Source organism: Kribbella sp. (assembly GCF_035655035.1).
Classification (GTDB): Bacteria; Actinomycetota; Actinomycetes; order Propionibacteriales; family Kribbellaceae; genus Kribbella.
In genome coordinates, this window is record NZ_DASRVN010000525.1 from 1 (window position 1) to 23,155 (window position 23,155).

The window sequence follows — 23,155 nt, forward strand, 5'->3', positions numbered from 1 at the left end:
GCGGTCGGCTTGTAGAAGTAGTTGTTGTCCGAGGTGACGAACTTCCCGACCTCATCGATGAACAGGCCGAACCCGATCCCGCCGATCGTCGCCGCGGCCGGCCGGACGACCGGGCCGACGTACCCGAGCAGCAGCGAGATCGCGACGAACATCAGCAGGCCGCCGGGCAGGACGTGCGCGATGTGCAGGCCCTTGCCGCCGATCTGCGGGTACCCGCTCAGGCTGAGCAGCAGCCGCGTGATCAGCACCGTCGCCACCCCGGACACCACGAACGTGGTCAGGTGCTCCCCGGACCGCACGTTGCGGACCATCCCGGCCCGCATCAGGTACGACGAACGTTCACCGGTGGTGGCCATGCGGTGACGTTACCGGAGGAAGGCTGCCACTACGACGATGGCGACCAGGGCAGCCAGTACGAGGGAGGTCACCAGTCGGCGCGTGCGGGGGTCCACGGGGTCAGAGTAGGCGGAAGTTCCCAACGAACGTGCCGTGGGGGTCGACCCGCCGCTTGATCTCACGGAGCCTGGCCAGGTCGTCCGGGGTGTAGCAGTCCTCCAGGGTGTTCCAGGCGGACAGCCCGGTCGGTGTCTTCTGGCCGACCCGCCACGGCGACAGGGCCTCCTGCAACGTCCGCAGTGCGTGCTCACCCGACCGCAGGTGCCGGATGACCAACTGGAAGAGCGGTGGCTTGCCGTACTCCTGCAGCGTGCTGACCAGCTCAGGAGTCACCTCCTGGAACGGACTGGTGATCAGCGACAGCGCCTGCTCGAGCTCAGGAGCCGAGGCGTCCGGTGTGATCACGTCGACCATGCAGAACGACTTCCCACGCACAGCCTCGGGCACACTGGGCGCTGCTGGGTAGTGAACGAGGTACGCCCACAACGTGACGCTCTCCGGCGCCCGTCGATGAGCTCCACAGCCCGCAGGCTGCCCGCACCGCTCCCGTACGGGCGGGAAAACCAGGAAAAACCGCCGTTCAAGCAGTACCCGACCACAGACACATTCGCCGACGAGCCAGGTAGACCTGTGAGACCCGTGCCGTCCAGTGCGCGCTGCAGCGCTCCCCAGCGCACACCTGCTCCTACCTGCGCAGTACGGGCCGTTGCGTCGACAGACAGCTCGTCCAGCGCGTCCGTGCGTACGACGATCGTGCCGTCGAGCGCACGGGTCGCCCCGTGGCCGCCTGCTTGGGCTGCGACCTGCAGGCCGTGTGTAGCGGCGCACTTGACGACCTGCTCGATGTCCGCTGGTACGACTCGTCCCTGCACGGTCCCGCTGTACCACGCGGAGTGGGTCAGACCAGTGGTTCCGGGCGGTGGACGCCGCGGGGGCGGTAGCCGAGCGCGTCGGACATGCCCAGGTAGTCGGACAGCAGCCAGATGATCGCCAGCCACATCTCCGTACCCTGCAGCCCCGGGATCGCCCGGTCGTCGGTGCCGTCCGGGGCGAACGCGAAACCGGCCCCGTCGACCCAGCGGGTCAGGATCGCGCGCAGCTGCTGCTCGGCCCAGCGGCGGCCCTCGGCCTCGCCGTACGACGTCTGCTTGCGGGCCAGCCACAGCGGATGGATGACGTCGAGCACGTTGCACGCGTTGTAGTTGTCGCCGGTGAACATCCGCCGGTCGTTGCTGTGCGCAAGCACCGTGGCGACGGCCTGCTCGGGATAGGGCAGCGGGAGGCCGAACTGCGCGTACGTGCCGCGCGTGAGGCGGTAGAAACCGTTCACCACCTGGAGCAGTCCGTCGTCGGGATGGGGCGTACCCCACATGCCGGTCGACGGGTCGACGTGGGTGAGGAGCCAACCCATCAGCAGTTCGAGGTGACCGGATTCGCCGCCGTTCTGCAGCGCCAGCGCCGTACCGAGCGCGTCGATCCCGGAGCCTGCCGACCACGCTCTCCTTGCCCATGGCAACTTGTCGAGGTCTTCGAGGCCGAACGACGTGTCGATCGGGTGCTCGAAGCTGCTTCCGAGGACCTGGAGGGCGTACCCGACGCACAGGATGTGGTAGCTGGCAGGCCCTTCCAGGACAGCGAGTTCGGCATCGGGCTGGTCTTCCGGTGGTACCAGTCCGGTCGCCGGATCCTGGTGTTCGCGCAGGCGACGGACGAGGTCGTCGCGCGTGTGACCCGCCGGCGTACGGCGTACCAGCAGGTCCGCGATCTCGATCGCGTCGCACCACGGGCGGATCTCCGGCGCCCGGTCGAGGCCGGGGCGGTCGACGAAGCGCGTGCCGTCCCAGCAGCGCGCGAGTACGTCGTCGGTCTGCGCGCGGGCCTCGGCCGCGAACGCCGTCAGCAGGGTGGGTAGGTCACCTGACATGGATGCTCCTGTCCGCGAGCGGAGGATGCGGGCCGGGTTGCCGGCCGCTACCGAGTTGGCGGGGATGTCCTTCGTGACGACTGCGCCCGCGCCGATGATCGTGTGCGGGCCGACCGTGACGCCGTCCAGGATCGTCACGTTCGAACCGATCCAGACGTCGTCGCCGATCGTGATGCCGAGCGCGGTGTGCGGCTGCTTGAAGATCGGCTCGCCCGGCGCGGTTCCGTGGTTGAACGCGAGCAGCGACGTGTGCGCGCCGATCCGGACGCCGTCGCCGATCGTCACCACGCCGCGGACGGCCGCGAACGGGTTGATCGTCGAGTCGGAGCCGAGCGTGATCCGTCCGGTGACGTAGGCGTGCGCGGCGATGTACGAACGCTCCCCCAGCCGGAGCTCGTCGCAGTACACCGCGGCCGACTCGGCGACGTACACGTCGGCCGCCAGTTCGACCGACCCGCCGAGGCGCGCCTGCCGTTCGGCCTGCCGCTCACGATCGGCGCCGGACGCCGTCCGTTTGTACTCCCAGGGCAGGAAATCGAGGCGCAACGGCTCGTTCGGCAGCATGGGAAAACGCTATCCAAATCTCCCGGGCAGCGCTAGGGCCGAAATGCCGCTGCTAATCTCCGGTCTGACATGAACACTTTTCCGTCTGCGCGAGGGGTGGCCGGGCGATGACGACGAGCGGATCCGGCGCGGGCGGCGACGGCCCGGCCAACGGCACCCGCCGCGGTCATCGGGTCACGATCAGCGATCTCGCACGCCGGCTGCACATCTCGAAGGCGTCGGTCTCGTACGCGCTGAACGGCCGCGCCGGGGTCAGTGAGGAGACCCGGCAGCGGGTGCTCGACCTGGCCGAGGAGCTCGGCTTCCACCCGAACTCCGCCGCGGTCGCGCTGTCCGCGAGCCGGACCCGGACGATCGGGATCGTGATCGCGCGGGAGCCCACGCTGATCTCCACCGAGGCGTTCTACATGCGCACGCTGGTCGGCATCGAGCAGTACCTGAACGAGGTCGACTCGTCGCTGCTGCTCCGGCTCACCGGCGAGCACGGCGAGGACCTCGACGTACTGCGACGCTGGTCGCGGCAGGGGCGGGTCGACGGGTTCATCCTGTTCGACGAGCACGAGGACGACCCGCGGATCCCGTTGCTGAAGGAGCTCGGGGTGCCGTGCGTGGTGGTCAGCTCGAACGCGCCGGACGACACGGCCGGACGGCTGATCAGCTCGTCGGCGGAGACCGTCGACCTGATCCTCGATCACCTGGTCGGGCTCGGGCACACGGACATCGCGCACATCAGCGGGCCGTTCACGTTCATCCACGAGCGGTCGCGGGTGCAGACGTTGCACGAGAGCGGGGTGCGGCGCGGGGTCAGGGTGCGGCACGTCGAGGGGAGTTACCGGTACGACGACGGGGCCGAGCTCACGCGGCGGTTGCTGACCGGGGCGAATCCGCCGACCGCGATCGTGCTCGGGAACGACCTGATGGCGGTGGCGGCGCTGCGGGTCGCGATGGATCTCGGTACGGCGGTGCCGGGGCAGGTGTCGGTGGTGGCGTGGGACGACTCGCCGCTGTGCGAGCTGGCGAGGCCGGGGATCACTGCGGTCGACCAGAAGACGATGGAGCGCGGCCGGGCGGCGGCGGACCTGCTGCTGCGGATCATCACCGGCAACCCCGAACGGCACGAAGAGGCACCGGCCGGGGAATTGCGCGCGCGCGAGTCCTCAGGACCCGCTCACTCTTAGAACCCTCCACAGTTTGAAGACTGTGTGAAATCGGGTGGGTGCGGTGCGTGGTGGATTGCGTTTGCCGGTGGGTCGGTGGAGGTTGGGCGGGTTACGAGGTCGTAACGAAGGCGGTGCTGCTGAACCGGTTAGGGTTTCGAAACTTAACCGGTTAGGCCAGTATGTGCCTGATCCGCCCCCGCAGGTCCGCGGGGGCTCGACACGGGACGAGGGAGTCCGACGTGAGACTGCGTTCGCTTGTAGCCGCGGTGGCTGCGACCGCCATGGGAGTCAGCCTCGCCGCCTGTGGTGGCGGCAGCAAGAACGACTCCTCCGGTGGCAGTTCCGGGGACCAGACGCTGACCTACTGGGCCAGCAACCAGGGCACCAGCCTGGACAACGACAAGGAGGTGCTGACCCCGGTCCTGCAGAAGTTCACCAAGGACACCGGGATCAAGGTCAACCTCGAGGTGATCGGCTGGAACGACCTGCAGACCCGGATCCAGACCGCGATCACCTCCGGCCAGGCGCCGGACGTGGTCAACATCGGCAACACCTGGGCGGCCTCGCTGCAGGCCACCGACGCGTTCCTGCCGTTCGACGGCGACGCGATGACCGCGATCGGCGGCAAGGACAAGTTCGTGCCGACGGCTCTGGCGACCGGCGGCAAGGAAGGCACCGACCCGACCTCGGTCCCGCTCTACGGTCTGGCCTACGGCCTGTACTACAACAAGGCGATGTTCGCCGCGGCCGGCCTGCAGCCGCCGAAGACCTGGGAGGAGATGGTCACCGACGCCAAGAAGCTGACCATCCCGGGCAAGCAGTGGGGTATGGCGCTGGCGGCCGGCAGCTACACCGAGAACGTGCACTTCGCGTTCATCAACGCCGCGCAGAACAAGGCCGACTGGTTCGGCGGCGACGGCAAGCCGACCTTCACCGGTGACGGCAACGTCCAGGGCGTCCTGCGGTACCTCGACCTGATGCAGAAGGACAAGGTCGCGAACCCGTCGAACGCGCAGTACGACAACGGCACCAAGTCCGTGAACGACTTCGCCACCAAGAAGGTCGCGATGGTCATCAACCAGAACAACGCGGACTCCTCGATCGTGGCCAATGGGATGAAGGCCGGCGAGTACGGCGTCGTACCGTTCCCGGCGCCGTCCGGCGGCGAGCAGGTGGCCAGCCACGTCGCGGGCATCAACCTGTCGGTGTTCAAGAACACCAAGCACAAGGACGCGGCGCTGAAGTTCGTCAAGTACATGACCGACGCGACCACGCAGAGCACGCTGGACAAGCCGTTCTCCGCGCTGCCGGTGCTGAAGGACGCGAAGCCGAACTTCACCACCGACGCGACCGAGGCAGCCACCTTCCAGGACATCTACAACACCAAGTCCAAGCCGCTGCCGCTGGTGCCGGCCGAGGACCAGTTCGAGAGCACCGTCGGCAAGGCGATGAACTCGATGTTCGCCAAGATCGCGACCGGCGGCACGGTGAGCGCCGACGACGTCAAGGCGGCCCTGAAGACCGCCGAGGACCAGGTGGCGGCGAGCAGCTGACGATGGCCGTCGCAACCGAAACCGCGGCTCCGGCGCCGATCAAGCGCCGGAGCCGCCCCGAGAACCGTCCCGGGCTGAACCGGTGGCTGCCGTACGCGCTGCTCGCCCCGGCGGTGCTGCTGGAGCTGTTCATCCACATCATCCCGATGCTGGTCGGGATCTGGATGAGCTTCGTGAAGCTGACCAAGTTCTTCATCGCGAACTGGTCCGCCGCTCCGGGCGCCGGGCTGAACAACTACAAGGTCGCGCTCGACTTCAACAACGCGGTCGGCCAGGGGCTGCTGAAGTCGTTCGGCGTCACGGTCGTGTTCTCGGTGGTCACGGTGGCGTTCTCGTGGGTGCTCGGGATGGCCGCGGCGGTCGCGTTGCAGCCCGAGTTCCGCGGGCGCGGCGTCGTACGGACGCTGTTCCTGGTGCCGTACGCGCTTCCGGCGTACGCCGGGATCCTGACCTGGAACTTCATGCTCCAGCGGGACACCGGCGCGGTGAACCACGTGCTGCACCAGCTGCACCTGAGCGACGGCAAGACGTTCTGGCTGATCGGCGGCAACGCGCTGGTCGCGCTGATCACGGTGGCCGGGTGGAAGCTGTGGACGTTCGCGTTCCTCACGCTGATGGCCGGTATGCAGAGCATCCCGCGGGACCTGTACGAGGCCGCGTCGGTGGACGGCGCCGGCAACATCCGGCAGTGGCGCAACATCACGCTGCCGTCGCTGCGGCCGGTCAACCTGGTGCTGGTACTCGTGCTGTTCCTGTGGACGTTCAGCGACTTCAACACGCCGTACGTGCTGTTCGGTACGGCGCAGCCGCCGGCCGGGGACCTGATCACGTTCCACATCTACAACGCGTCGTTCCTGACCTGGAACTTCGGGACCGGTGCGGCGATGTCCGTCCTGCTGCTGATCTTCCTGATGATCGTCACCGGCATCTACCTGCTCGTCACCGGAAGGAGGTCACGTCGTGCGTGAGACCAGAGGCTTCAAGATCTACCGCGGTGTCACCCTGACCGTGCTCGGGCTGTTCGTGCTGGTCCCGCTGTACGTGATGATCACGTCGTCGCTCAAACCGCTGAAGGACGTGCAGGGCGCGTTCACCTGGTGGCCGTCGAACCTGACGCTGGCGCCGTTCGTCGACATGTGGAAGACGGTGCCGCTGGCGAAGTACTTCGTGAACTCGACGATCGTGTCGGTGTCCGCGACGGTCTTCTCGGTGGCGATCGCGATCCTGGCGGCGTTCGCGGTGTCGCGGTTCAGGTTCCGCGGGCGGAGCGTGTTCACCACGACGGTGCTGTCGACGCAGATGTTCCCGGGTGTGCTGTTCCTGCTGCCGTTGTTCCTGATCTTCGTGAACATCAACAACTCGTTCGGGTTGCAGCTGGTCGGGACGCGGCTCGGGCTGATCATCACGTACCTGACGTTCAGCCTGCCGTTCTCGATCTGGATGCTGGCCGGGTACTTCGACAGCATCCCGCGCGAGCTCGACGAGGCCGCACTGGTCGACGGGTGTGGTCCGATGGGCGCGCTGTGGCGGGTCGTACTGCCGGCCGCGCGGCCCGGGGTGATCGCGGTGGCGATCTACTCGTTCATGACCGCGTGGGGCGAGGTCTTGTTCGCGTCGGTGATGACCACCGAGGCCAACCGCACGCTGTCCGTCGGGCTACGCCAGTACTCGACCCAGACCAACATCTACTGGAACCAGATCATGGCCGCTGCCCTGGTGGTCAGCGTCCCGGTCGTCATTGGCTTCCTGCTGGCCCAACGACACTTCGTCGCCGGTGTAACTGCCGGTGCGGTCAAATAGGACGCATGTACTTCGAGGACTACGTGCCGGGTGCTCGCGTCGAGCACCCGGCCACACTCACCGTCGACCAGGCAGCCGTCATCGAGTTCGCCGAGCAGTTCGACCCGCAGTACTTCCACGTAGACCCTGTGGCGGCTGCGGACGGTCCGTTCCACGGGCTGATCGCGAGCGGCTGGCACACGGCCGGGATGATGATGCGGTTGTACGCCGACCAGTATCTGTCGAAGGTTGCGAGTCTCGGCGGGCCCGGTGTCGACGAGCTGCGCTGGCCGGCGCCGGTCCGGCCGGGCGACGTGCTGCGGCTGCGGACCGAAGTACTGGAGGCGCGGCCGAGTAGGTCGAAGCCTGATCGTGGGCTGGTGCGTACGCGGGCCGAGCTGCTCAATCAGGATGACGTCGTGGTGTTCTCTTGCGAGGTACTGAACTTCATCAGCCGGCCATGATTGTGAAGGACACGGACCAGCTGGAGAAGGTCTTGCCGTTGTCGTTCTGGACGCTGAAGCGGGTCGGGGCGTCGCACTTCACCTCGTAGCCGGCGAGCTTCACGAACTGGTTGGTGCACTTCTCCAGGTCCGTGGGCATCCACTTGGTGACCTGCGCGGCGGTCGGATCGCCGGGCAGAGCCGTCTGCAGGATCGTCTTCATCGAGCGCTGCAGGTTCTTGATCACCACTGCCCGGCCTTGAGGGTATGCCCCCGGGCCGTTGCTGAACGTCATCGCACCGAACGACGAGAGCTGGGCGTTGGCACTGGCCTGCGTCAGCGCGTCCGGCTCGAGACTGATCTCGATGCTCTCGGCCTTGCCGCCCTTGACGCACTTGACCTGATGGTCGTCGGTCTTCGCGCAGGTCACGCCCTTGCTCTTCAGCAGCGCGGACGCACTGGCCACGGTGGCCCGCAGACAGTAGACGTTGGCACCAGGCGCACACGGCACCGGGCCGGGCTTCGGTGCGTTGGTGGACGGGCGATCGGTGGGACCGCTGCTCGGTACGGTCGGCCCGCCGGACGGGGCGGTCGACGCGCGGACCGGCGCCGAGCTCGGGGTGACCGGACCGCTCGTCGAGCGCTTCTTGGGCGTGACCAGGAGGATGCCGGCTCCGACCAGTAGCAGCACCACGATCACCGAGAGCACGATGATCAGCGCCGCCAGCCCGCCGCTGCCGCGACCGCGGCGGGGTGGGCGGAACTGGGAGGCGTACGGACCGGGCCCGAACTGCGGCTGCTGGGGGTACTGCGGCTGCTGGGCGTACTGCGGTTGCTGCGATTGCTGCTGGTACGGCGGTTGCTGATACTGCTGGTACTGCGGATCCGGTGGCGGGTAGCCGCCCTGCTGGTTGCCCACCGCCACAATCTAGTGGGCTCGTGGTTCAGGCGAAGAGTTTCTCGCCCCAGTACGACCCCGGCGTGACACCCGGCGGGCAGGCGAAGATGCCGGAGCCCACGTGGTGGATGTACTCGTTCATCTTGTCGTTCTTCGCGAGCCGGTTCTGGATCGGGATGAACTGTTTGCGCGGATCCCGCTGGTACGCGAGGAAGAACAGCCCGGCGTCCAGCCGGCCGAGCCCGTCGGAGCCGTCGACGAAGTTGTAGCCGCGGCGGAGGAGCTCCGCGCCGTTGTTGAACTGTGGGTGCGCGAGCCGGACGTGCGAGTCGGCCGGTACCTTCGGTTCGCCGTCGGAGTTCTTCGCGGTGAAGTCGATCGCGTCGAACTCGTCCGCCTTGCCGAGCGGGGCGCCGGTACCCTTCCCGCGGCCGACCACCGCCTCCTGCTCGCCGAGCGACGTACGGTCCCAGATCTCGATGTTCATCCGGATCCGGCGCGACACCAGGTACGAACCGCCGACCATCCAGTCCGGGCCGTCCTCGGGCTGGACCCACAGCTGCTGCTCGAGCTTGGTGGCGTCCTCGAGTTTGAGGTTGTTCGTACCGTCCTTGAAGCCGAACAGGTTCCGCGGGGTCGCCTGGGCGCGGGAGGTGGACGACGTACGGCCGAAGCCGAGCTGGGAGTAGCGGACGACGGTACGGCCGAAGCCGATCCGGGCGAGGTTGCGGATCGCGTGGACCGCTACCTGGGGGTCGTCGGAGCAGGCCTGTACGGCGATGTCGCCGTACGACCGGGCTTCCTCGAGGTCGTCGCCGATGAAGTGCGGGAGGTCGACGAGAGCCTTCGGGCGTTTCGCGGCGAGGCCGAACCGCTTGTCGAACAGGGACGGGCCGAAGCCGACGGTGATCGTCAGGTGCGCCGGCGGGAGACCGACCGCCTCGCCGGTGTCCTCCGGCGGCACCTCGTCCGGGCCGTTCACCGCGCCGTACTGCCCGATGTCACGCCCGGCGGTGAGCAGCGCGGCCGCGGCGGTCCATTCCTTCAGCAGCGCGATGAGCTCGTCGCGGTTGGTGGTCGTCACATCGAACGCCGCGAAGTGCAGCCGGTCCTGCACCGGCGTGGTGATCCCTGCCTGATGCGCCCCATGAAACTCAACCGGCCCGTTGTCATCCGCGGCTTGCGAAGGCTGAGCCGTCACCGCCGAACGCACGGCATACCCAGCAACCCCCGTAGCAACAGCAGCCCCCGCAGCCCCGAACAACCCCCGCCGAGAAACACCCCGCCGCCGCCCCGGCTCCGCTGGGGCGGCGGCGGGGGAAGCGGGAGCCGAGCTGTTGTCCGTCGTGGGCCTCGCGTCGTCTGTCATTTCTTTGCGATTACTCCGGCTACTTGGCTGACTGGTTCGGCTAGGCCGTCTACTACGGCGCCGAGGGCCTTCTTCTCGGGCTCTGAGGCTGTGTAGGGCTTGAAGCCGTCGGCGGTGCGGTACTTGTCGAGGGCGGTGAAGACTGCCTTGAAGTTGGTGTCGAGCTGGGTGACCAGGGCGGCGTCGCGGGTCTGCAACGCGGGGCGGAGGGCCTGGATCGCGGCCTGGGAGCCTTCGACGTTCGCCTGGAAGTCCCACAGGTCGGTGTGCGAGTAGCGGTCCTCCTCGCCGGTGACCTTGCCGGTCGCGACCTCGTCGAGCAGCCCCTTGGCACCGTTGGCCATCTGCAGCGCCGTGAGCTTGACGGCCTTCGACCGTGCCACCACCGTCTTCACGTCGGCCAGCAGCTGGTCGGCGTACTTCGCCATCCCCTTGGTGCTGTTGGTGACCCACAGCGCCTGCTCGATCCGGTGGTACCCGGTCCACTCGGTGCCGGGCTCGACGTCGTTCACGCGGGCGTCGATCTTCGGGTCGAGATCGCCGAACGACTCCGCGACCGGCTCGATCCGCTCCCAGTACGTCCGCGACACCGGGTACAGCGCCTTCGCCTTCGCGACGTCGCCGGCCTTCACCGCGGCGGTGAACTCGGTGGTCTTCTGCTCCAGCGCGACCGCCTGCGAGTTGATGTAGCGCTGGTAGCTCACGGCCGCCTGCTTCAGCAGCGCGTCCTCGGACGTCTGCGCGGGCGCGTCACCGGTGACGGTCAGGTCGCCGCGGATCCCGTCGCCGACCATCCCGGGCTTGCAGACCGCCTGGTACTTGCCGGTCGGCAGCTCGACGATCAGGTCCCGCTTCAGCCCGGGCCCGATGTTCTCGACCTCGCCCATCACCCGGTCGCCGTCGGCGTACACGTAGAACTCGGTGATCTTGCTGCCGGTGTTCGACACCGAGAACGTGCTGGTCCCGGACTTCACGTCCCGGCGGCTCAGGTCGCAGGCCGAGTCGGTCGCCTTCACCGACACCGGACCGGTGCCGTCGTCCTTCGCGGCCGGCTCGCTCTTCGCGCACGCGCTCAGCGCGGCCAGTCCGATGGTGGCACCAACGATTACGGCCTTCCGGCCGAGAAGCGCAGACATGGTTCTCCTGGGATTCAGGCCGCTTTGTGAGCGGTCGTCGCCGGCACGGCAGGCGGGGTGGGGCTCTTCACCGGGCGGAAGTACAGGAACAGCACCGGGACCAGGTACACGACCCAGGCGGTCGCTTCCAGCACGGTCGGCGCCGGGTTGAAGTTGAAGATGCCCTTCAGCAGTACGCCGTACCAGCTGGCCGGCGGGATCACGTGCGAGATGTCGAACGCGAGGTGGCCGATCCCGGGCAGCACCCCGGCCTCCTGCAGGTCGTGGAAGCCGTACGCGAAGATGCCGGCCGCGACGAGGACGAGCACCGCGCCGGTCCACTTGAAGAACACCGCGAGGTTGACCTTCACCGCGCCCTTGTAGATCGCGACCCCGAGCAGCACCGAGGTGGCCAGGCCGAGCAGGACGCCGATCAGCGGTACGGCGGTGGTCGCGGTGGCGGCCGAGGCGTACACGATGAACGCGGTCTCGATGCTCTCCCGGAACACCGCGAGGAAGGCCAGGATGACGACCGCGCGGGACCCGACCTCGAGGGCCTGGCCCATCCGGTCGCGGAGCTCGCGCGCGATGCTCCGGGAGGCCTTGCGCATCCAGAAGATCATCCAGGTGACGAAGCCGACCGCGAGGATCGACATCACGCCGCCGACGATCTCCTGGGTGGTGAACGACTTCGCGGTCAGCGCGGTGACGAACTGCAGCAGGCCCCAGGCGGCGGCCGCCACGGCGAGCGCCGTGGCGACACCGATCCAGACCAGTTTGAGCCGGTCCCGATGCCCGGACTTGACCAGGAACGTGGCGAGGATGCTGACCACCAGCGATGCCTCGAGTCCTTCACGGAGTCCGATCAGATAGTTCGCGAGCATGGCGGGACACTTTCGTCTTCTTAGGTACGGCTAACCTTCATGAGGTTAGCCTAAGAAGTCCCATTCGCCTACCGTGACGTACGCCGCACTGTGCCCCGGGCCCTCGCCCAGCCGGGACTCGATCAGCCGCAGACTGCCCGCGGTCCAGGCGGGGCTCTCGTAGTTCTCGAAGATCCGCACCCACTTGGTGACGTCGAGTTGCCGGCGCAGCCGCGCGAGCGTCAGGTGCGGGGTGAACTTGCGGCCCTCGACCTCGACCCCGGCCCGGTTGGCGGCGGCCCGGGTGGTCATCGACAGGTGTTTGAGGGACTCGGTCTCGTCGCGGATCCCGGCGTACAGCACCCGCGCGTCCGGTACGCCGGGAAACGCGCCCGCGCCGGCGACCTGCAACGCGAACGGCCGCTGCCGCCCCGCCGCCCGCTCCAGCCGCTCCTCCAGCTCCTCGGTCTTCCAGTCCGGCACGTCCCCGAGAAACGCCAGCGTGATGTGCCAGTGCTCGTCCGCCGCCCAGCGGATGTCCTCGTCCGGATGCTCCCGGCGCGGCTCGACGAACTCGCTCAGATCCTCCACAACTTCGGCTGGTGGCACCACGGCCACGAACAATCGCATCCGAAAAGGCTAGCGGTGAGGGAAACTGCATTTCATGGAGCTCAAGCTGCCGTCGCCGTGTGTGGTGATCCTGGTCGGCCCCGGGGCCTCCGGTAAATCGACGTGGGCGGCGGAGCACTTCGCGCCGGACCTGATCGTTTCGAGTGATCGGTTGCGGGCGCTCGTGGGTTCCGGTGAGGACGATATCGCGGCGAGTACGGACGCTTTCGCCTTGCTGGAGGTGGTGGTCGAGCGGCGGATTGCGCGGGGGCTGACGACTGTTGTCGACACCCTGGGACTGGACAAGGAACGAAGGGTGCGATGGCTGGGGCTGGCTCGAGAGGCGGGGATGGCGTGTGTGGCGGTGCGGTTCGATACGCCGGCTGAGGAGTGCCGGCGGCGGAATCGGGAGCGGTCCGCGAAACGGATTCCGGCGGATGTGCTGACGGGTCAGCTCCGGGCGTGGCGGAGTGTGAAGGAAGAGCTGGGCGAGGAAGGGTACGACGACGTACTCGCGCCGGAGGCCGCTGCGCGGGTGGTGCCGGAGGTGTTCGTCGAGTCCAACGCGGCGCAGGCCCGGCAATCGGAAGCGCCGGTCGGGTTGCGGTTCGGGTTGCAGGTGAGCAGGTACCCCGGTGGCAGGGAGGGGCTGGGGGCGTGGGTGCGGGAGGTGGCCGAGCGGGCTGAACAGCTGGGCTTCGATGCGGTGTACGTGATGGACCACTTCCGGCAGATTCCGCAGGTGGGGCGGGCCTGGGAGGACTTCCTGGAGAGCTGGACGACGCTCGGGTATCTCGCCGCCTGTACGACGCGGGTGCGGCTGGGCACGCTGGTCTCGGGCATCACGTACCGGAACGTCGCCCACCTCGGGAAGATCGCGGCGACGCTGGACGTGTTGAGCGGCGGGCGCGCGGTGTGCGGCGTCGGGCTGGCGTGGTTCGAGGCGGAGCACAAGGCGTACGGCTGGCCGTTCCCGTCGGTGAACGACCGGTACGCGCTGCTCGAGGACGCGTTGCAACTGCTCCCGGTCTTATGGGGACCAGGCAACAAACCGTTCCACGGCAAGGTGTTGGACGTGCCGGACACAACTTGCTATCCCCGCCCTCTGCAAGAGCACCTGCCCCTGCTGGTCGGTGGGAGCGGGCCCAGAACGCTCCGCCTGGCGAACCGTTACGCGGATGCGGTGAACGTGTTCGGTGACGCGGCGGCGGTACGGGAGCGAGCGAAGTACCTAACCAGACCAGTAGAGCTGACGCACCTCTCCACCACATTGGTAGGAAAAGACAAGAATCACCTCGACCAGCTGATTCACCAGCTCCGCCCGCGCAACGCCAACCCGGAGAAGTACGCCGCAACCGTCAACGCCGGCACGGTCGACGACCAGATCGGCAGGTTCCGCGAGCTCTCCGAGGCCGGCGTGACCGAGGCGATCATCAGCCTCCCCGACCTCGACACGCTCGACGCGGCCGCGGAGGTGATTTCAGCTTTCCGGATGTAGATAGCGCTTTAGCAACGTGACCGTCAGACAGGTGGCTGGAATCCTGGCAGCTTCCCCTCGCCGCTGCAGGTTCGGCACTCCTCAAGGACCCACGCGGTAGCGGCCGGCCCGGACGGCTGGTTGCCTTGCATGTGGACGATCCCGCGAGCAACGCGGATACCACCGCTGCCCTCGCATGTCGGGCAGATCGTGTTTATCGTCCCCGGTTCGTCCACCCTGATCCTCCACACTGCGGACACGGATACTGCACGTTCTCAGTCGTCATCTTGCCGTTCCTCATCCGCGCCTCCCGCTTGTGTTTCCACCCCGTACCTCTGCACGACGGGCAGACCTGCTGCGGTGGCCGGTTGTCTCTCGGCATGTCGTCTCCTTCGATCGTAGCTCAGCAGTTGGTACGGCGGGGCGGCGCGGATGCAGGGGTCAGCACGCCGCCCCACCGGGTCTACAGTTCGTCCGCCTCTTCGCGATACAGGTCCGCGAGTTCGCGTAGGCGGCTGACGTCGAGGCTCGCACCCTCGGTCTTGTCTACGAGCCGGTCGGCGTGGAACGCCGCACAGTCCGTGCCGTTGTTGAACCCCGCGTCGTACCCCGCGCCCACGGCGACCAGTGCTTCCGTACGACGAGCCATAAGTAGACGCGATCCGGCAGCAACCTACGCATCAAGCCACTCAGCCCCCGTCCGGTCGTGGTGGTAGCCGCGGTGCCACCTGAGGACGCACAGCGCCCCGGTCTGCGGGTGCACGCCGTCGCACGGTTCGTTCGCGATCTCCTGTGCCGATCGCATCTCGGGCCACTGGTCATCGGCGGGAACCGGTGCTGGCGGTAGTCGCGGTACGTCCCGCCCTGTCCACTCAACCCCGTCACTCATGGTCACAGGCTGCCGCGTTCCACGCTCATAAGGGACAGTTCCCGCGTATCCCTCCGCATCGGAAGACAGGGATACGCGCATGGGGTAACACTGGGGACATGACGTTCGGGAGCCGACTCCGTGAGTACCGTAACCATCGCGGGTGGTCACTGGCGGATCTCGCTCGCGCAACAAACTTCAGCCGTAGCTACCTCTCGAACGTGGAGAACGGGCGCAAGATGCCCACCGAGCACCTCGCCCGCGCTTGTGACGCCGCGCTCCGCGCCAAAGGCGCGCTCATCGTGGCCGCGAAGGGCGCCGACGTTCTCCGGCTGGAGCAGATGCCTTGGCAGACGGCCGAACTCGTTCACCGTATGCGCGCCAGCGACACGACCACCGACACCCTGGAAGTCCTGCAGTCCACGGTCCAAGAGCTGTGCTGTCAGTACAATCGCCGCGACGCCCTGGAGCTTCGCCAGGAGGCTCACGAGTGGTTGAAGCGGGTTTCAGCCCTACTCAGCCGCCCCGTTGGCCTGAAGGCCCATCAGGAGCTATTGGTGGCCGGGGGCTACCTCGCGCTCCTCGCCGGATGCGTCGAATACGACCTCGGCCTCATGACCGCCGCCGAGTCGACCCGAATTGCCGCGCAACAGCTCGGCGAGGAGGCTGGCCACCCGGAAATTATTGGCTGGGGCCATGAGATGACAGCATGGTTCGCACTCACGCAAGGTCGGTTTCCCCAAGCGGTCGCCGCCGCTCGCCGCGGTCAGGCAGCAGCGGGTACGTCGAGCGTGCACGTCCAGCTGATCGCCCAGGAGGCCAAGGCCCGCGCTCGTCTCGGTGAATCCGGGTTGGCGGATCTTCTCGCTGAGGGTCGCGCGATGCTCGACGGCATGCCGTACCCCGACCGCCCGGATAACCATTTCAAGATCGACCCCGCGAAATGGGACTACTACGCGATGGACGTCCATCGGATGGCGGGAGACGACGACCTCGCCGGCGACTACGCCCGTGCGGTCATCCGCGACAACACCGCGCCCGACGGCACCGAGCTGAGCCCGATGCGGATTGCCGAGAGTCGCCTCACCCTCGCGTTCGTGGCCGGCCGCGACGGCGATCTGGAGCAGGCCGTCAGCCTCGGCCGCGAAGGACTGAAGGCCGGTCGCCAGAGTCGCGTGCACCTCTACATGGTGGCCCACGAACTGAACCACGAACTGCGAAGCCGATACGCCGGCGAAGCACTTGTACGGGACTTCGGCGAGTCACTCCGCACAGGCTGACTGCCTGACGACAAGCTCGATCTCAACACGGCGAGATCGGCGGCAGACGACAGGCTTCCGACCGACCACCTCTCTAAATCTCTTCTTTTCTTTGCTCTTATTCTTTGGTCTTCCTTTCCTTTGCCTTTGTCTTCAGCCTTTCGGCGGTAGGTCGAGCTTCAGCAGCGCGTTCTCGATCAGCTCCGGCATCGCCGGGTGGATCCAGTACTGGCCGCGCGCCATCGTGTACGCGTCCAGCCCGAAGCTCATCGCCTGGATCACCGGCTGGATCACGGTCGGCGCCTGCGGACCGATGACGTGGCAGCCGATGAGCTGCCCGGTCTCCGGGTCGGCCAGCACCTTCGCGAACCCGGTGGTGTCCTCCATCGCCCAGCCGTACGCGATGTCGGCGTACCGCTGAACCGCCGTCACGTAACGGATCCCGCGCTCGCGCGCCTGCTCCTCGGTGAGCCCGACGGACGCGATCTGCGGCGAGCTGAACACCGCGTGCGGGACGAACCGGTGGTCGGACTCGATCCGGTCGTCCGGGTTCAGCAGGTTGTGCTTGACCACCCGGGCCTCGTGGTTCGCGACGTGCTTCAGCTGGTGCGGGTTCGTCACGTCGCCGAGTGCGTAGATGCCCTCGACGCTGGTCTGCTGGTACTTGTCGACCACCACGCGGCCCGCGCTGTCGACCTCGACGCCGGTCGCCCCGAGGTTCAGCAGGTCCGAGTTCGGTTCCCGGCCGACCGCGACCAGCAGCTCGTCGACGACCAGCTCGTCGGCGCCGTCCGGATGCAGCATCTTGACGAGCACCGTCCCGTCGTCCTGCCGGGACACGTGCACGGTCTCGTGGTTCAGCCGTACGTCGTACTTCTGCCGCGCGATCTCCGTGTACCGCGCCGCCACCTCGGCGTCCTCGTACCGGAGCAGCTCGGCCGACCGGGCGACGACCGTCACCTCGACGCCGAACGCCCCGAACACGTGCGCGAACTCGGCCGCGACGAACCCGCTGCCGATGATCGCGATCCGGCGCGGCAGCTCGTCCAGCCGCATGATCGTGTTCGACGTGTGGAACCCGGTCTCCTCGAGGCCCGGGATCGGCGGCACCACCGGACGACTGCCGGTGGCGATCACGAACCGCTCGGCGCTGAACACGCTGGTCGAGCCGTCCTTGTTGTCGACCGTCAGCTCCTTGACCCCGGTGAACCGCCCGGTGCCGTCGTACATGTGCACCCCCGAGTTGTGGTGCCGGTACTCCGAACCGCCCGCGGAGATCGGGTCGATCCGGCCGAAGATCCGGTCCCGGACGTCGGTCCAGCGGACGTCCAGCAGCTGCTCGTCGACGCCGTACCGCGCGCTCACCGACGGGGTCGCCGCCACGTCGGCGGCGTGCACGAACATCTTGGTCGGGATGCAGCCGACGTTCAGGCAGGTGCCGCCGAACGTCCCGCGCTCGACGATCGCCACCTTCCAGTCCGCGAACCGCCGGTTCACGATCGTGTTCCCGGAGCCGGTCCCGATGACGACGAGGTCGTAAGTGGTCACACCCCATTGTGCGCGTTACACCCCAGGACCTGCGGTGGACCTGCGGACCAGGGAGGATAGGTGGGTGGCAGGTGGTGAGCTGACGAGCACGAACGGCACGGTCGTCTGGGACGGCATCGGGACGCTGCGGATCCGGTACGACGGGACCGAACCGGGGCTCGATCCGTTGGCCGCCACGTTGCGCACCCGCCTGGGTGAACGGGTACTGCCGGTGGAGGCGCTGCAGTCGGTCGAGGTGTACGGCGCTGGGCCGGTCGGCCTGCGGCTGGTACTGCGTGACGGTGCCGATCCGCTGCAGGCGGTCACGGGCGCGGACATCCTCGGCGACCCGTACGACTTCCCGGACGTCGACCCGGCGCTCGCGGAGCGGGTCGCCGGCGAGATCCGCCGTACCCTGACCCGCCGCGACGTACCGGCGGCCGCCGCGCGGTGGCTGCTCGCGCCGCCGTACGCGCCGGACCGGATCGCCGGGCGGGACACGACGCTGTCGGTGGCGAACGGGGAGCTCACGTTCAGGTACGAGCTCCGCGCCGGGCGCCGGAAGAAGGCGCACGGCAACCCGTGGTCGGTACCGCTGGACGCCATCCTCGAGGTCGAGTGGAGCCCGGACCAGGGCCGGATCGGTGCCCGCGGCTACCTCCGGATCGGCACCGACCGGACGCCGCTCGAACGGCCGAAGCCGAAGCACGACCCGGCCGCGATGGTCAGCGCCCGCGACACCGACATCGACGTACTGTTCTTCGCCGCCCGCCTACTGACCCGGATCCGGCCCTAGGCCACCCGCGGACTGGTCGGCTCGCGGGCCGGCTCCGGAGCGAGGTCCGGCTCCGGGACGGCGGGGGCCGCGTCGACGGCTGCCTTGTCGGCGAGCAGCTCGGTCTGCGGGAGTACTTCGAGGTGCGGACGCGGGAGCAGCCGCGGGCGGATCGAGAGACCGCGCTTGCGGGAGAAGTACGCCACCGACCCGATGGCGCCGGCCACGGTCAGCCCGCCGCCGACGATCAGCGACCAGCGGGCGCCCATCGTCTGCCCGACCCAGCCGATGAACGGGCCGCCGATCGGCGTACCGCCCATCAGTACGGTCATGTACAGCGCCATCACCCGGCCGCGCATGGTCGGCTCGATGCTCAGCTGCATGGTCGCGTTCGCCGAGGTCAGCATGGTCAGCGAGGTCAGCCCGACCAGCGGCAGCACCAGCGCGAACGTCAGGTACGTCGGCATCAGCGCGCTGACGATCTCGAACAGGCCGAACAGCACCGCCGCGCCGATCACCAGCCGCGCGCGGATCCGGACCCGGCGCGCCGCGAGCAGCGCCCCGGACAGCGACCCGATCGCGAGCACCGACCCGAGCAGGCCGTACTCCCCCGCGCCCTTGTGGAACGCCTCGGTCGCCATCAGCGCCGACGTCATCTGGAAGTTCAGCCCGAAGGTCCCGGCGAAGAACACCGTGACCAGCACCATCATCAGCTCCGGCCGGCGCCACAGGTACCGCATGCCGTCCCGGATCATGCCCTTCTCCCGGGCCGCGGGCTTCGGCGTGTACAGCTCGCCGACGCGCATCATCCGCAGCGACACGATCACCGCGATGTAGGTGAACGCGTTGACCATGATCACCGGACCGGTGCCGATCCAGCTGATCAGCACACCGGCCAGCGCCGGGCCGAGCAGCCGGGCCGCGTTGAAGGAGGCCGAGTTCAGCCCGACCGCGTTGGCGAGCTCGTCGCGGCCGACCATCTCGACCACGAACGCCTGCCGGGCAGGCGCGTCGAACGCCGTACCCACGCCGAACACCAGCGCGAGCGCGAACACGTGCCACGGCTGGACGACACCGAGCACGGTGAGACCGCCGAGGAACAGCGCGACGCTGCCCATCGCGATCTGGGTGTACGTGAGCAGCTGGCGCTTGGGCATCCGGTCGGCGAGCACACCGGCGTACGGCCCGAGCAGCAGCGCGGGCAGGAACTGCAGGCCGGTGACGATGCCGAGCGCGGCGCCGGAGTGGGTCAGCTCCAGGACCAGCCAGTCCTGGGCGACACGCTGCATCCAGGTGCCGACGTTCGAGACGATCGCGCCGGAGGCGTAGAGCCGGAAGTTACGGACTTTGAACGCACGGAAGGTGGGGCTCATCGAGCCGCCAGTCGTTCGAGAACAGGTGCTGCCTTGCGCAGGATGTCGCGCTCCTCGGGGGTGAGTTGCTTGAGTTTCGTCTGCAGCCACTCGTCGCGGCGCCGGCGGTTCGCCAGGATCAGCTCGTCGGCGCGGGCGGTCAGCTCGACGACGATCTGGCGCTTGTCGGTGGGATGGGGGCGGCGGACCACCAGGCCCGCCTCCTCCATGTTGGTCACGATCCGCGTCATCGACGGCGGCTTGACCTGCTCGTGGGCGGCCAGCTCGCCGATCGTCATCGCCTCGTGCTTGGACAGCGCGCCGAGCACGCTGAGCTGGTTCGCGGTCAGGTCGTGACCGGGCTCGCGCTGCCGGCGGATCTGCCGGGACAGCCGCAGGGTCGACGACCGCAGGGCGCTCGCCAGCCCGACATCACTCTTCACCTGCTGCGCTACGACCTCGGGCATGTCTTTACCTTAACTCATTACCTTTGCTAACTAAAAACGCGCGCCAGCGGGCTGGTATTCCCGCCCCGCTAGAGTTCGGCGCATGAATGCCCAGCTGGAGCGGTACGAGCAGCGGTTCCGGCGCGCGGGACTGCCGCTGTTCATCGAGGACTTCTCGCCGACGCACGACATCTTCACCCGGGCCGCGCCCCTGCTCGTGGTGGTGTTCCTGATCGAGATGCTCGGCGCCACCTCGCTGGACTGGCACTGGTGGCAGAACCTGCTGGCCGCGCTCGGCGGGCTGGTCGTCCTGGTCGTCGGGTTCGGCCTGCTGAACGGGTTCCGCGGGCGGCCGTTCTGGTCGTTGCCGACCCGCTTCGGCATCCCGGAGCTCGCGGTCTTCGTGTTCCTCCCCGCGCTGCTGCCGGTGGTCACCCAGGAGCAGGTCCGCCAGTTCTTCGGCATTGCCATCGGCAACCTCGTGCTGGTCGGCCTGGTGTACGTCGTGGTCGGCTACGGCCTGATCGCGACGACGTACTGGGGCCTGCGGCGCCTCGCCGGCGAGCTGGCGAACTCGGTGGCCAGCCTGATCCGCGCCCTGCCCTTGCTGCTCGTCTTCTCACTCGTGCTGTTCGTGACCGCCGACATGTGGCAGGTCTTCGCCGGTATGCCGACCTCGTTCATCGTGCTCTCGATGGTCGCGTTCACCGCGCTCAGCACGCTGTTCCTGCTGATCCGGCTGCCCCGCGAGGTGGACGCGATCGAGCGCGACGCCGGCTCCGGCCCGCCACTGCGCCGCAGCCAGCGCCTCAACCTGAGCATCAACCTGGTCGTCCGGCAGTGGATGCAGGTCCTGGTGGTCAGCGCGGGCGTGGGGCTGTTCTTCATCGGGTTCGGCATGCTGGCGATCAGCAAGCACGTCTACGACCAGTGGGGCGTGTCGGCCGGCTCCTGGTCGTACAACTTCTCGCTCTTCCACCACCCGCTCGTCCTCAGCGCCTCACTGGTGAAGGTCGCGGTCGGCATCGCGAACTTCACCGGTCTCTACTACTCGATCGCGCTGCTCACCGACTCGACGTTCCGCACCGACTTCCTCGACAACGTCAGCACCGAACTCCGCGACCTCTTCACGGCACGCACGGAGTACCTGGAACTTCGCCGCAGCGTCCAGGGCGTGTCTCCCGCTCCCACGCCCTAGGTGGGGAATTGCCAGCCACCACCTAGACGTGCGCGCCGAACAGTTCGTCGATCCGGCGGGCCCAGTCCGGGTACTGCCGCATCTTGCCGTCGGCGATCTCGTAGACGGCCTTGCCGAGCTCCGGGTCGGTGTCGTCGGTGAACCGGACGGCGCTCATCTTCTCGAGCTTGTCCATGATCAGCTCGTCACCTGCGAGGTGCACCGGGTCGTGCATGTACCGCTCCAGCGCGTCCAGATCCGGGATCGCCGCGAGGTACGAGTGGGTGAACCCGTCCTCCGGATTCCCGAAATCCTTGCCCACGGCACCGAACGCCACACTCTCCAGTGACGCCGTCCGGCGCATCACCGCCAGCACCTCCTCCTGCTCCGCGACGGTCACGCCGTCCTTGAACCGGATCCGCAACAGATTCACGATCATCAGATTCTCCTTGTGCACTGGCTAGTGCATTTTATCGTACCCTACAGTTCATCAGGTTACCCTGGGCAGGTGACAACCACCCGCGGTCGTATCGACAAGCGCCAGGCGATCCTGGACTCGGCGTTCACCGTCTTCGCCCGGGACGGCTACCGGCAGGCGAGTGTGGACACGGTCGCGGCCACGGCCGGGGTCGCGAAGCACACGATCTACAACCACTTCGGCGACAAGGAATCGCTGTTCCGCGCCGCGGTCGCCGCGCTTGCCGACGACGCGCTCGCCAGGAACCTCGCCGCCGTCGAGGCGCTCCGCCCTGATCGGGAGCCGGCGGAGGTATTGACCGAGGTCGGCCGGAAGCTGGCCGAGTGCTACTGCGACGAGAAGTCGTGGGCGCTGCGCCGCCTGCTGTACGCGGAGTTCGCGAGTATGCCGGAGCTGCAGGACATCGTCCGGGACCGTGCGACCGACAAGGTCAACGATGCCCTGGCCGACCGGCTCGCCCGGCTGGCGCTGGCCGGGCAGCTCCGGATCACCGACCCGGCCGTGGCCGCCGAACAGTTCGGCGCGCTGCTGACCGCGCCGTTGGAGACTCGCTCGCGCCTCGGCACCCGGAAGCTGGGCGCGGCCGAGCTCGACGAGGTCACGGGGAACGCCGTACGGACGTTCCTGCGGGCGTTCGGGTCAGAGCAGGTGGTTTGACAGGAATGCCAGCTCGGAGCGCATGAGGCCGACCCCAGCCGCGTTGTCGGCCATGTGGGTGACGTTTGAGAGCGGGAGTACCTGGTGCGGGCGGCCGGCTGCTGTCAGTGCGGCGGACAGCCGGAGCGTGTGGGCTACGAAGACGTTGTCGTCGGCGACGCCGTGCACCAGGAGCAGCGGGCGGCGCAGGTCGGCGGCGTACGTCATCAGCGACAGCCGGTCGTAGACCTCCGGGTTGTCGTCCGGGTGCCCGAGGAACCGCTCGCGCCAGTGGGTGTCGTAGAGCCGCTGGTCGGCCGGTGCGGCGCCCGCGACGGCGGCGTGAAAGTCGTCCGGCCGCAGCAGTACGGCGGCCGCGGCGAGCAGGCCGCCGTAGCTCCAGCCGCGGATGCCGACCCGGGTGAGGTCCAGCGCGCCGGTCTGTTCGGCGGCGGCATGCAGCGCGGTCACCTGGTCCTCGAGCGGG

At 68.0% G+C, this 23,155-nt stretch carries 24 protein-coding genes and 1 pseudogene; 10 read left to right on the forward strand and 15 right to left on the reverse strand.

From position 1 onward, the window contains the following. From VFF46_RS28565 to VFF46_RS28575, 4 genes and pseudogenes are all read right to left on the reverse strand, one after another. A pseudogene (locus tag VFF46_RS28565) lies at positions 1–356 on the reverse strand (hypothetical protein); the annotation flags it as partial. A 100-nt stretch (positions 357–456) separates the two neighbouring features. Then, a complete protein-coding gene (locus VFF46_RS28570) occupies positions 457–843 on the reverse strand; it encodes a hypothetical protein (protein ID WP_325040317.1) in 387 nt (128 codons plus the stop codon). Beyond that, positions 798–1,394 carry an FAD-binding oxidoreductase gene (locus tag VFF46_RS40665; RefSeq protein WP_414673100.1) on the reverse strand — a complete coding sequence of 199 codons (597 nt, stop codon included), beginning with the start codon at positions 1,392–1,394 and terminating at the stop codon, positions 798–800. Before VFF46_RS40665 ends, VFF46_RS28570 begins: the two co-directional genes overlap by 46 nt. Beyond that, positions 1,295–2,884 (reverse strand): acyltransferase, encoded by a 1,590-nt coding sequence (locus VFF46_RS28575; RefSeq protein WP_325040318.1) that lies wholly within the window; start codon positions 2,882–2,884, stop codon positions 1,295–1,297. The genes VFF46_RS40665 and VFF46_RS28575 overlap by 100 nt, the downstream gene beginning before the upstream one ends. Positions 2,885–2,991: 107 nt before the next feature. Here VFF46_RS28575 and VFF46_RS28580 point away from each other — a divergent pair, with 107 nt between their 5' ends. The 5 genes from VFF46_RS28580 to VFF46_RS28600 all read left to right on the forward strand — a co-directional run bounded on the left by VFF46_RS28580 (position 2,992) and on the right by VFF46_RS28600 (position 7,840). Further along, a complete protein-coding gene (locus VFF46_RS28580; RefSeq protein ID WP_325040319.1) occupies positions 2,992–4,062 on the forward strand; it encodes a LacI family DNA-binding transcriptional regulator in 1,071 nt (356 codons plus the stop codon). Between the two features lie 221 nt (positions 4,063–4,283). After that, a complete protein-coding gene (locus VFF46_RS28585; protein ID WP_325040320.1) occupies positions 4,284–5,597 on the forward strand; it encodes a sugar ABC transporter substrate-binding protein in 1,314 nt (437 codons plus the stop codon). A 2-nt stretch (positions 5,598–5,599) separates the two neighbouring features. Continuing rightward, positions 5,600–6,565 (forward strand): sugar ABC transporter permease, encoded by a 966-nt coding sequence (locus VFF46_RS28590; protein WP_325040322.1) that lies wholly within the window; start codon positions 5,600–5,602, stop codon positions 6,563–6,565. Continuing rightward, on the forward strand, positions 6,558–7,397 hold the full coding sequence (locus VFF46_RS28595) for a carbohydrate ABC transporter permease (RefSeq protein WP_325040324.1): 840 nt from the start codon (positions 6,558–6,560) through the stop codon (positions 7,395–7,397). The genes VFF46_RS28590 and VFF46_RS28595 overlap by 8 nt, the downstream gene beginning before the upstream one ends. 5 nt (positions 7,398–7,402) lie before the next feature. Further along, positions 7,403–7,840: a MaoC family dehydratase gene (locus VFF46_RS28600; RefSeq protein WP_325040326.1), complete on the forward strand. Its 438-nt coding sequence runs from the start codon at positions 7,403–7,405 to the stop codon at positions 7,838–7,840. Here the strand turns inward: VFF46_RS28600 and VFF46_RS28605 are convergent. The 5 genes from VFF46_RS28605 to thpR are packed head-to-tail and all read right to left on the reverse strand — an operon-like array spanning position 7,827 to position 12,694. Further along, on the reverse strand, positions 7,827–8,738 hold the full coding sequence (locus VFF46_RS28605; protein WP_325040327.1) for a hypothetical protein: 912 nt from the start codon (positions 8,736–8,738) through the stop codon (positions 7,827–7,829). The two genes, VFF46_RS28600 and VFF46_RS28605, sit on opposite strands and share 14 nt — an antisense overlap. 25 nt (positions 8,739–8,763) lie before the next feature. Continuing rightward, positions 8,764–10,086, reverse strand: a complete 1,323-nt coding sequence (gene efeB / locus VFF46_RS28610) for an iron uptake transporter deferrochelatase/peroxidase subunit (protein WP_325040328.1) — start codon at positions 10,084–10,086, stop codon at positions 8,764–8,766. Beyond that, the gene (gene efeO / locus VFF46_RS28615) at positions 10,083–11,222 is read right to left on the reverse strand and encodes an iron uptake system protein EfeO (protein WP_325040329.1); all 1,140 of its coding nucleotides are present in this window, start codon (positions 11,220–11,222) and stop codon (positions 10,083–10,085) included. Before efeO ends, efeB begins: the two co-directional genes overlap by 4 nt. A 14-nt stretch (positions 11,223–11,236) precedes the next feature. Beyond that, a complete protein-coding gene (gene efeU / locus VFF46_RS28620) occupies positions 11,237–12,085 on the reverse strand; it encodes an iron uptake transporter permease EfeU (RefSeq protein WP_325040330.1) in 849 nt (282 codons plus the stop codon). A 45-nt stretch (positions 12,086–12,130) separates the two neighbouring features. Beyond that, complete coding sequence (gene thpR, locus VFF46_RS28625) at positions 12,131–12,694, reverse strand: RNA 2',3'-cyclic phosphodiesterase (protein ID WP_325040331.1); 564 nt, start codon at positions 12,692–12,694, stop codon at positions 12,131–12,133. A gap of 34 nt (positions 12,695–12,728) precedes the next feature. Here thpR and VFF46_RS28630 point away from each other — a divergent pair, with 34 nt between their 5' ends. Then, positions 12,729–14,171 (forward strand): LLM class flavin-dependent oxidoreductase, encoded by a 1,443-nt coding sequence (locus VFF46_RS28630; RefSeq protein ID WP_325040332.1) that lies wholly within the window; start codon positions 12,729–12,731, stop codon positions 14,169–14,171. 442 nt (positions 14,172–14,613) lie between these two features. Here VFF46_RS28630 and VFF46_RS28635 read toward each other — a convergent pair whose 3' ends face one another. Beyond that, on the reverse strand, positions 14,614–14,799 hold the full coding sequence (locus VFF46_RS28635) for a hypothetical protein (RefSeq protein WP_325040333.1): 186 nt from the start codon (positions 14,797–14,799) through the stop codon (positions 14,614–14,616). Positions 14,800–15,137: 338 nt separating this feature from the next. Between VFF46_RS28635 and VFF46_RS28640 the strand changes: the two genes are divergently transcribed. Beyond that, positions 15,138–16,298, forward strand: coding sequence for a helix-turn-helix transcriptional regulator (locus VFF46_RS28640; protein ID WP_325040334.1), 1,161 nt, complete (start codon positions 15,138–15,140; stop codon positions 16,296–16,298). A 132-nt stretch (positions 16,299–16,430) separates the two neighbouring features. Here the strand turns inward: VFF46_RS28640 and VFF46_RS28645 are convergent, their stop codons facing one another. Next, positions 16,431–17,825 carry a mycothione reductase gene (locus VFF46_RS28645; protein WP_325040335.1) on the reverse strand — a complete coding sequence of 465 codons (1,395 nt, stop codon included), beginning with the start codon at positions 17,823–17,825 and terminating at the stop codon, positions 16,431–16,433. A 64-nt stretch (positions 17,826–17,889) separates the two neighbouring features. Between VFF46_RS28645 and VFF46_RS28650 the strand changes: the two genes are divergently transcribed. Continuing rightward, entirely contained in the window at positions 17,890–18,600 is a 711-nt protein-coding gene (locus VFF46_RS28650) for a DUF4429 domain-containing protein (protein WP_325040336.1), read from the forward strand. On the opposite strand, the gene VFF46_RS28655 is transcribed toward VFF46_RS28650, so the two are convergent. Together VFF46_RS28655 and VFF46_RS28660 are read right to left on the reverse strand one after the other, a co-directional pair. Then, positions 18,597–19,952: an MFS transporter gene (locus VFF46_RS28655; protein WP_325040337.1), complete on the reverse strand. Its 1,356-nt coding sequence runs from the start codon at positions 19,950–19,952 to the stop codon at positions 18,597–18,599. The two genes, VFF46_RS28650 and VFF46_RS28655, sit on opposite strands and share 4 nt — an antisense overlap. Beyond that, positions 19,949–20,398 (reverse strand): MarR family transcriptional regulator, encoded by a 450-nt coding sequence (locus VFF46_RS28660; RefSeq protein WP_325040338.1) that lies wholly within the window; start codon positions 20,396–20,398, stop codon positions 19,949–19,951. Before VFF46_RS28660 ends, VFF46_RS28655 begins: the two co-directional genes overlap by 4 nt. A gap of 82 nt (positions 20,399–20,480) precedes the next feature. On the opposite strand from VFF46_RS28660, the gene VFF46_RS28665 reads away from it, so the two are divergent. Continuing rightward, positions 20,481–21,575, forward strand: coding sequence for a hypothetical protein (locus VFF46_RS28665; protein ID WP_325040339.1), 1,095 nt, complete (start codon positions 20,481–20,483; stop codon positions 21,573–21,575). Between the two features lie 22 nt (positions 21,576–21,597). Here VFF46_RS28665 and VFF46_RS28670 read toward each other — a convergent pair whose 3' ends face one another. Next, entirely contained in the window at positions 21,598–21,993 is a 396-nt protein-coding gene (locus VFF46_RS28670) for a Dabb family protein (protein ID WP_325040340.1), read from the reverse strand. 69 nt (positions 21,994–22,062) lie between these two features. On the opposite strand from VFF46_RS28670, the gene VFF46_RS28675 reads away from it, so the two are divergent. Then, positions 22,063–22,689, forward strand: a complete 627-nt coding sequence (locus VFF46_RS28675) for a TetR/AcrR family transcriptional regulator (RefSeq protein ID WP_325040341.1) — start codon at positions 22,063–22,065, stop codon at positions 22,687–22,689. Here VFF46_RS28675 and VFF46_RS28680 read toward each other — a convergent pair. Beyond that, positions 22,672–23,155: alpha/beta hydrolase family protein (locus tag VFF46_RS28680; RefSeq protein ID WP_325040342.1), on the reverse strand; the 484-nt coding region annotated here is incomplete at its 5' end. The genes VFF46_RS28675 and VFF46_RS28680 overlap by 18 nt on opposite strands.

What these genes read in the sequence shown, in the direction of transcription:
- VFF46_RS28630 (WP_325040332.1), top strand. Translation starts at nt 12,729, where the DNA reads ATGGAGCTCAAGCTGCCGTCGCCGTGTGTGGTGATCCTGGTCGGCCCC.
- VFF46_RS28665 (WP_325040339.1), top strand. Translation starts at nt 20,481, where the DNA reads ATGAATGCCCAGCTGGAGCGGTACGAGCAGCGGTTCCGGCGCGCGGGA.
- VFF46_RS28640 (WP_325040334.1), top strand. Translation starts at nt 15,138, where the DNA reads ATGACGTTCGGGAGCCGACTCCGTGAGTACCGTAACCATCGCGGGTGG.
- efeB (WP_325040328.1), bottom strand. Translation starts at nt 10,086, where the DNA reads ATGACAGACGACGCGAGGCCCACGACGGACAACAGCTCGGCTCCCGCT.
- VFF46_RS28575 (WP_325040318.1), bottom strand. Translation starts at nt 2,884, where the DNA reads ATGCTGCCGAACGAGCCGTTGCGCCTCGATTTCCTGCCCTGGGAGTAC.
- thpR (WP_325040331.1), bottom strand. Translation starts at nt 12,694, where the DNA reads ATGCGATTGTTCGTGGCCGTGGTGCCACCAGCCGAAGTTGTGGAGGAT.
- VFF46_RS28670 (WP_325040340.1), bottom strand. Translation starts at nt 21,993, where the DNA reads ATGATCGTGAATCTGTTGCGGATCCGGTTCAAGGACGGCGTGACCGTC.
- VFF46_RS28580 (WP_325040319.1), top strand. Translation starts at nt 2,992, where the DNA reads ATGACGACGAGCGGATCCGGCGCGGGCGGCGACGGCCCGGCCAACGGC.
- VFF46_RS28635 (WP_325040333.1), bottom strand. Translation starts at nt 14,799, where the DNA reads ATGGCTCGTCGTACGGAAGCACTGGTCGCCGTGGGCGCGGGGTACGAC.
- VFF46_RS28600 (WP_325040326.1), top strand. Translation starts at nt 7,403, where the DNA reads ATGTACTTCGAGGACTACGTGCCGGGTGCTCGCGTCGAGCACCCGGCC.
- VFF46_RS28660 (WP_325040338.1), bottom strand. Translation starts at nt 20,398, where the DNA reads ATGCCCGAGGTCGTAGCGCAGCAGGTGAAGAGTGATGTCGGGCTGGCG.
- efeU (WP_325040330.1), bottom strand. Translation starts at nt 12,085, where the DNA reads ATGCTCGCGAACTATCTGATCGGACTCCGTGAAGGACTCGAGGCATCG.
- efeO (WP_325040329.1), bottom strand. Translation starts at nt 11,222, where the DNA reads ATGTCTGCGCTTCTCGGCCGGAAGGCCGTAATCGTTGGTGCCACCATC.
- VFF46_RS28590 (WP_325040322.1), top strand. Translation starts at nt 5,600, where the DNA reads ATGGCCGTCGCAACCGAAACCGCGGCTCCGGCGCCGATCAAGCGCCGG.
- VFF46_RS28655 (WP_325040337.1), bottom strand. Translation starts at nt 19,952, where the DNA reads ATGAGCCCCACCTTCCGTGCGTTCAAAGTCCGTAACTTCCGGCTCTAC.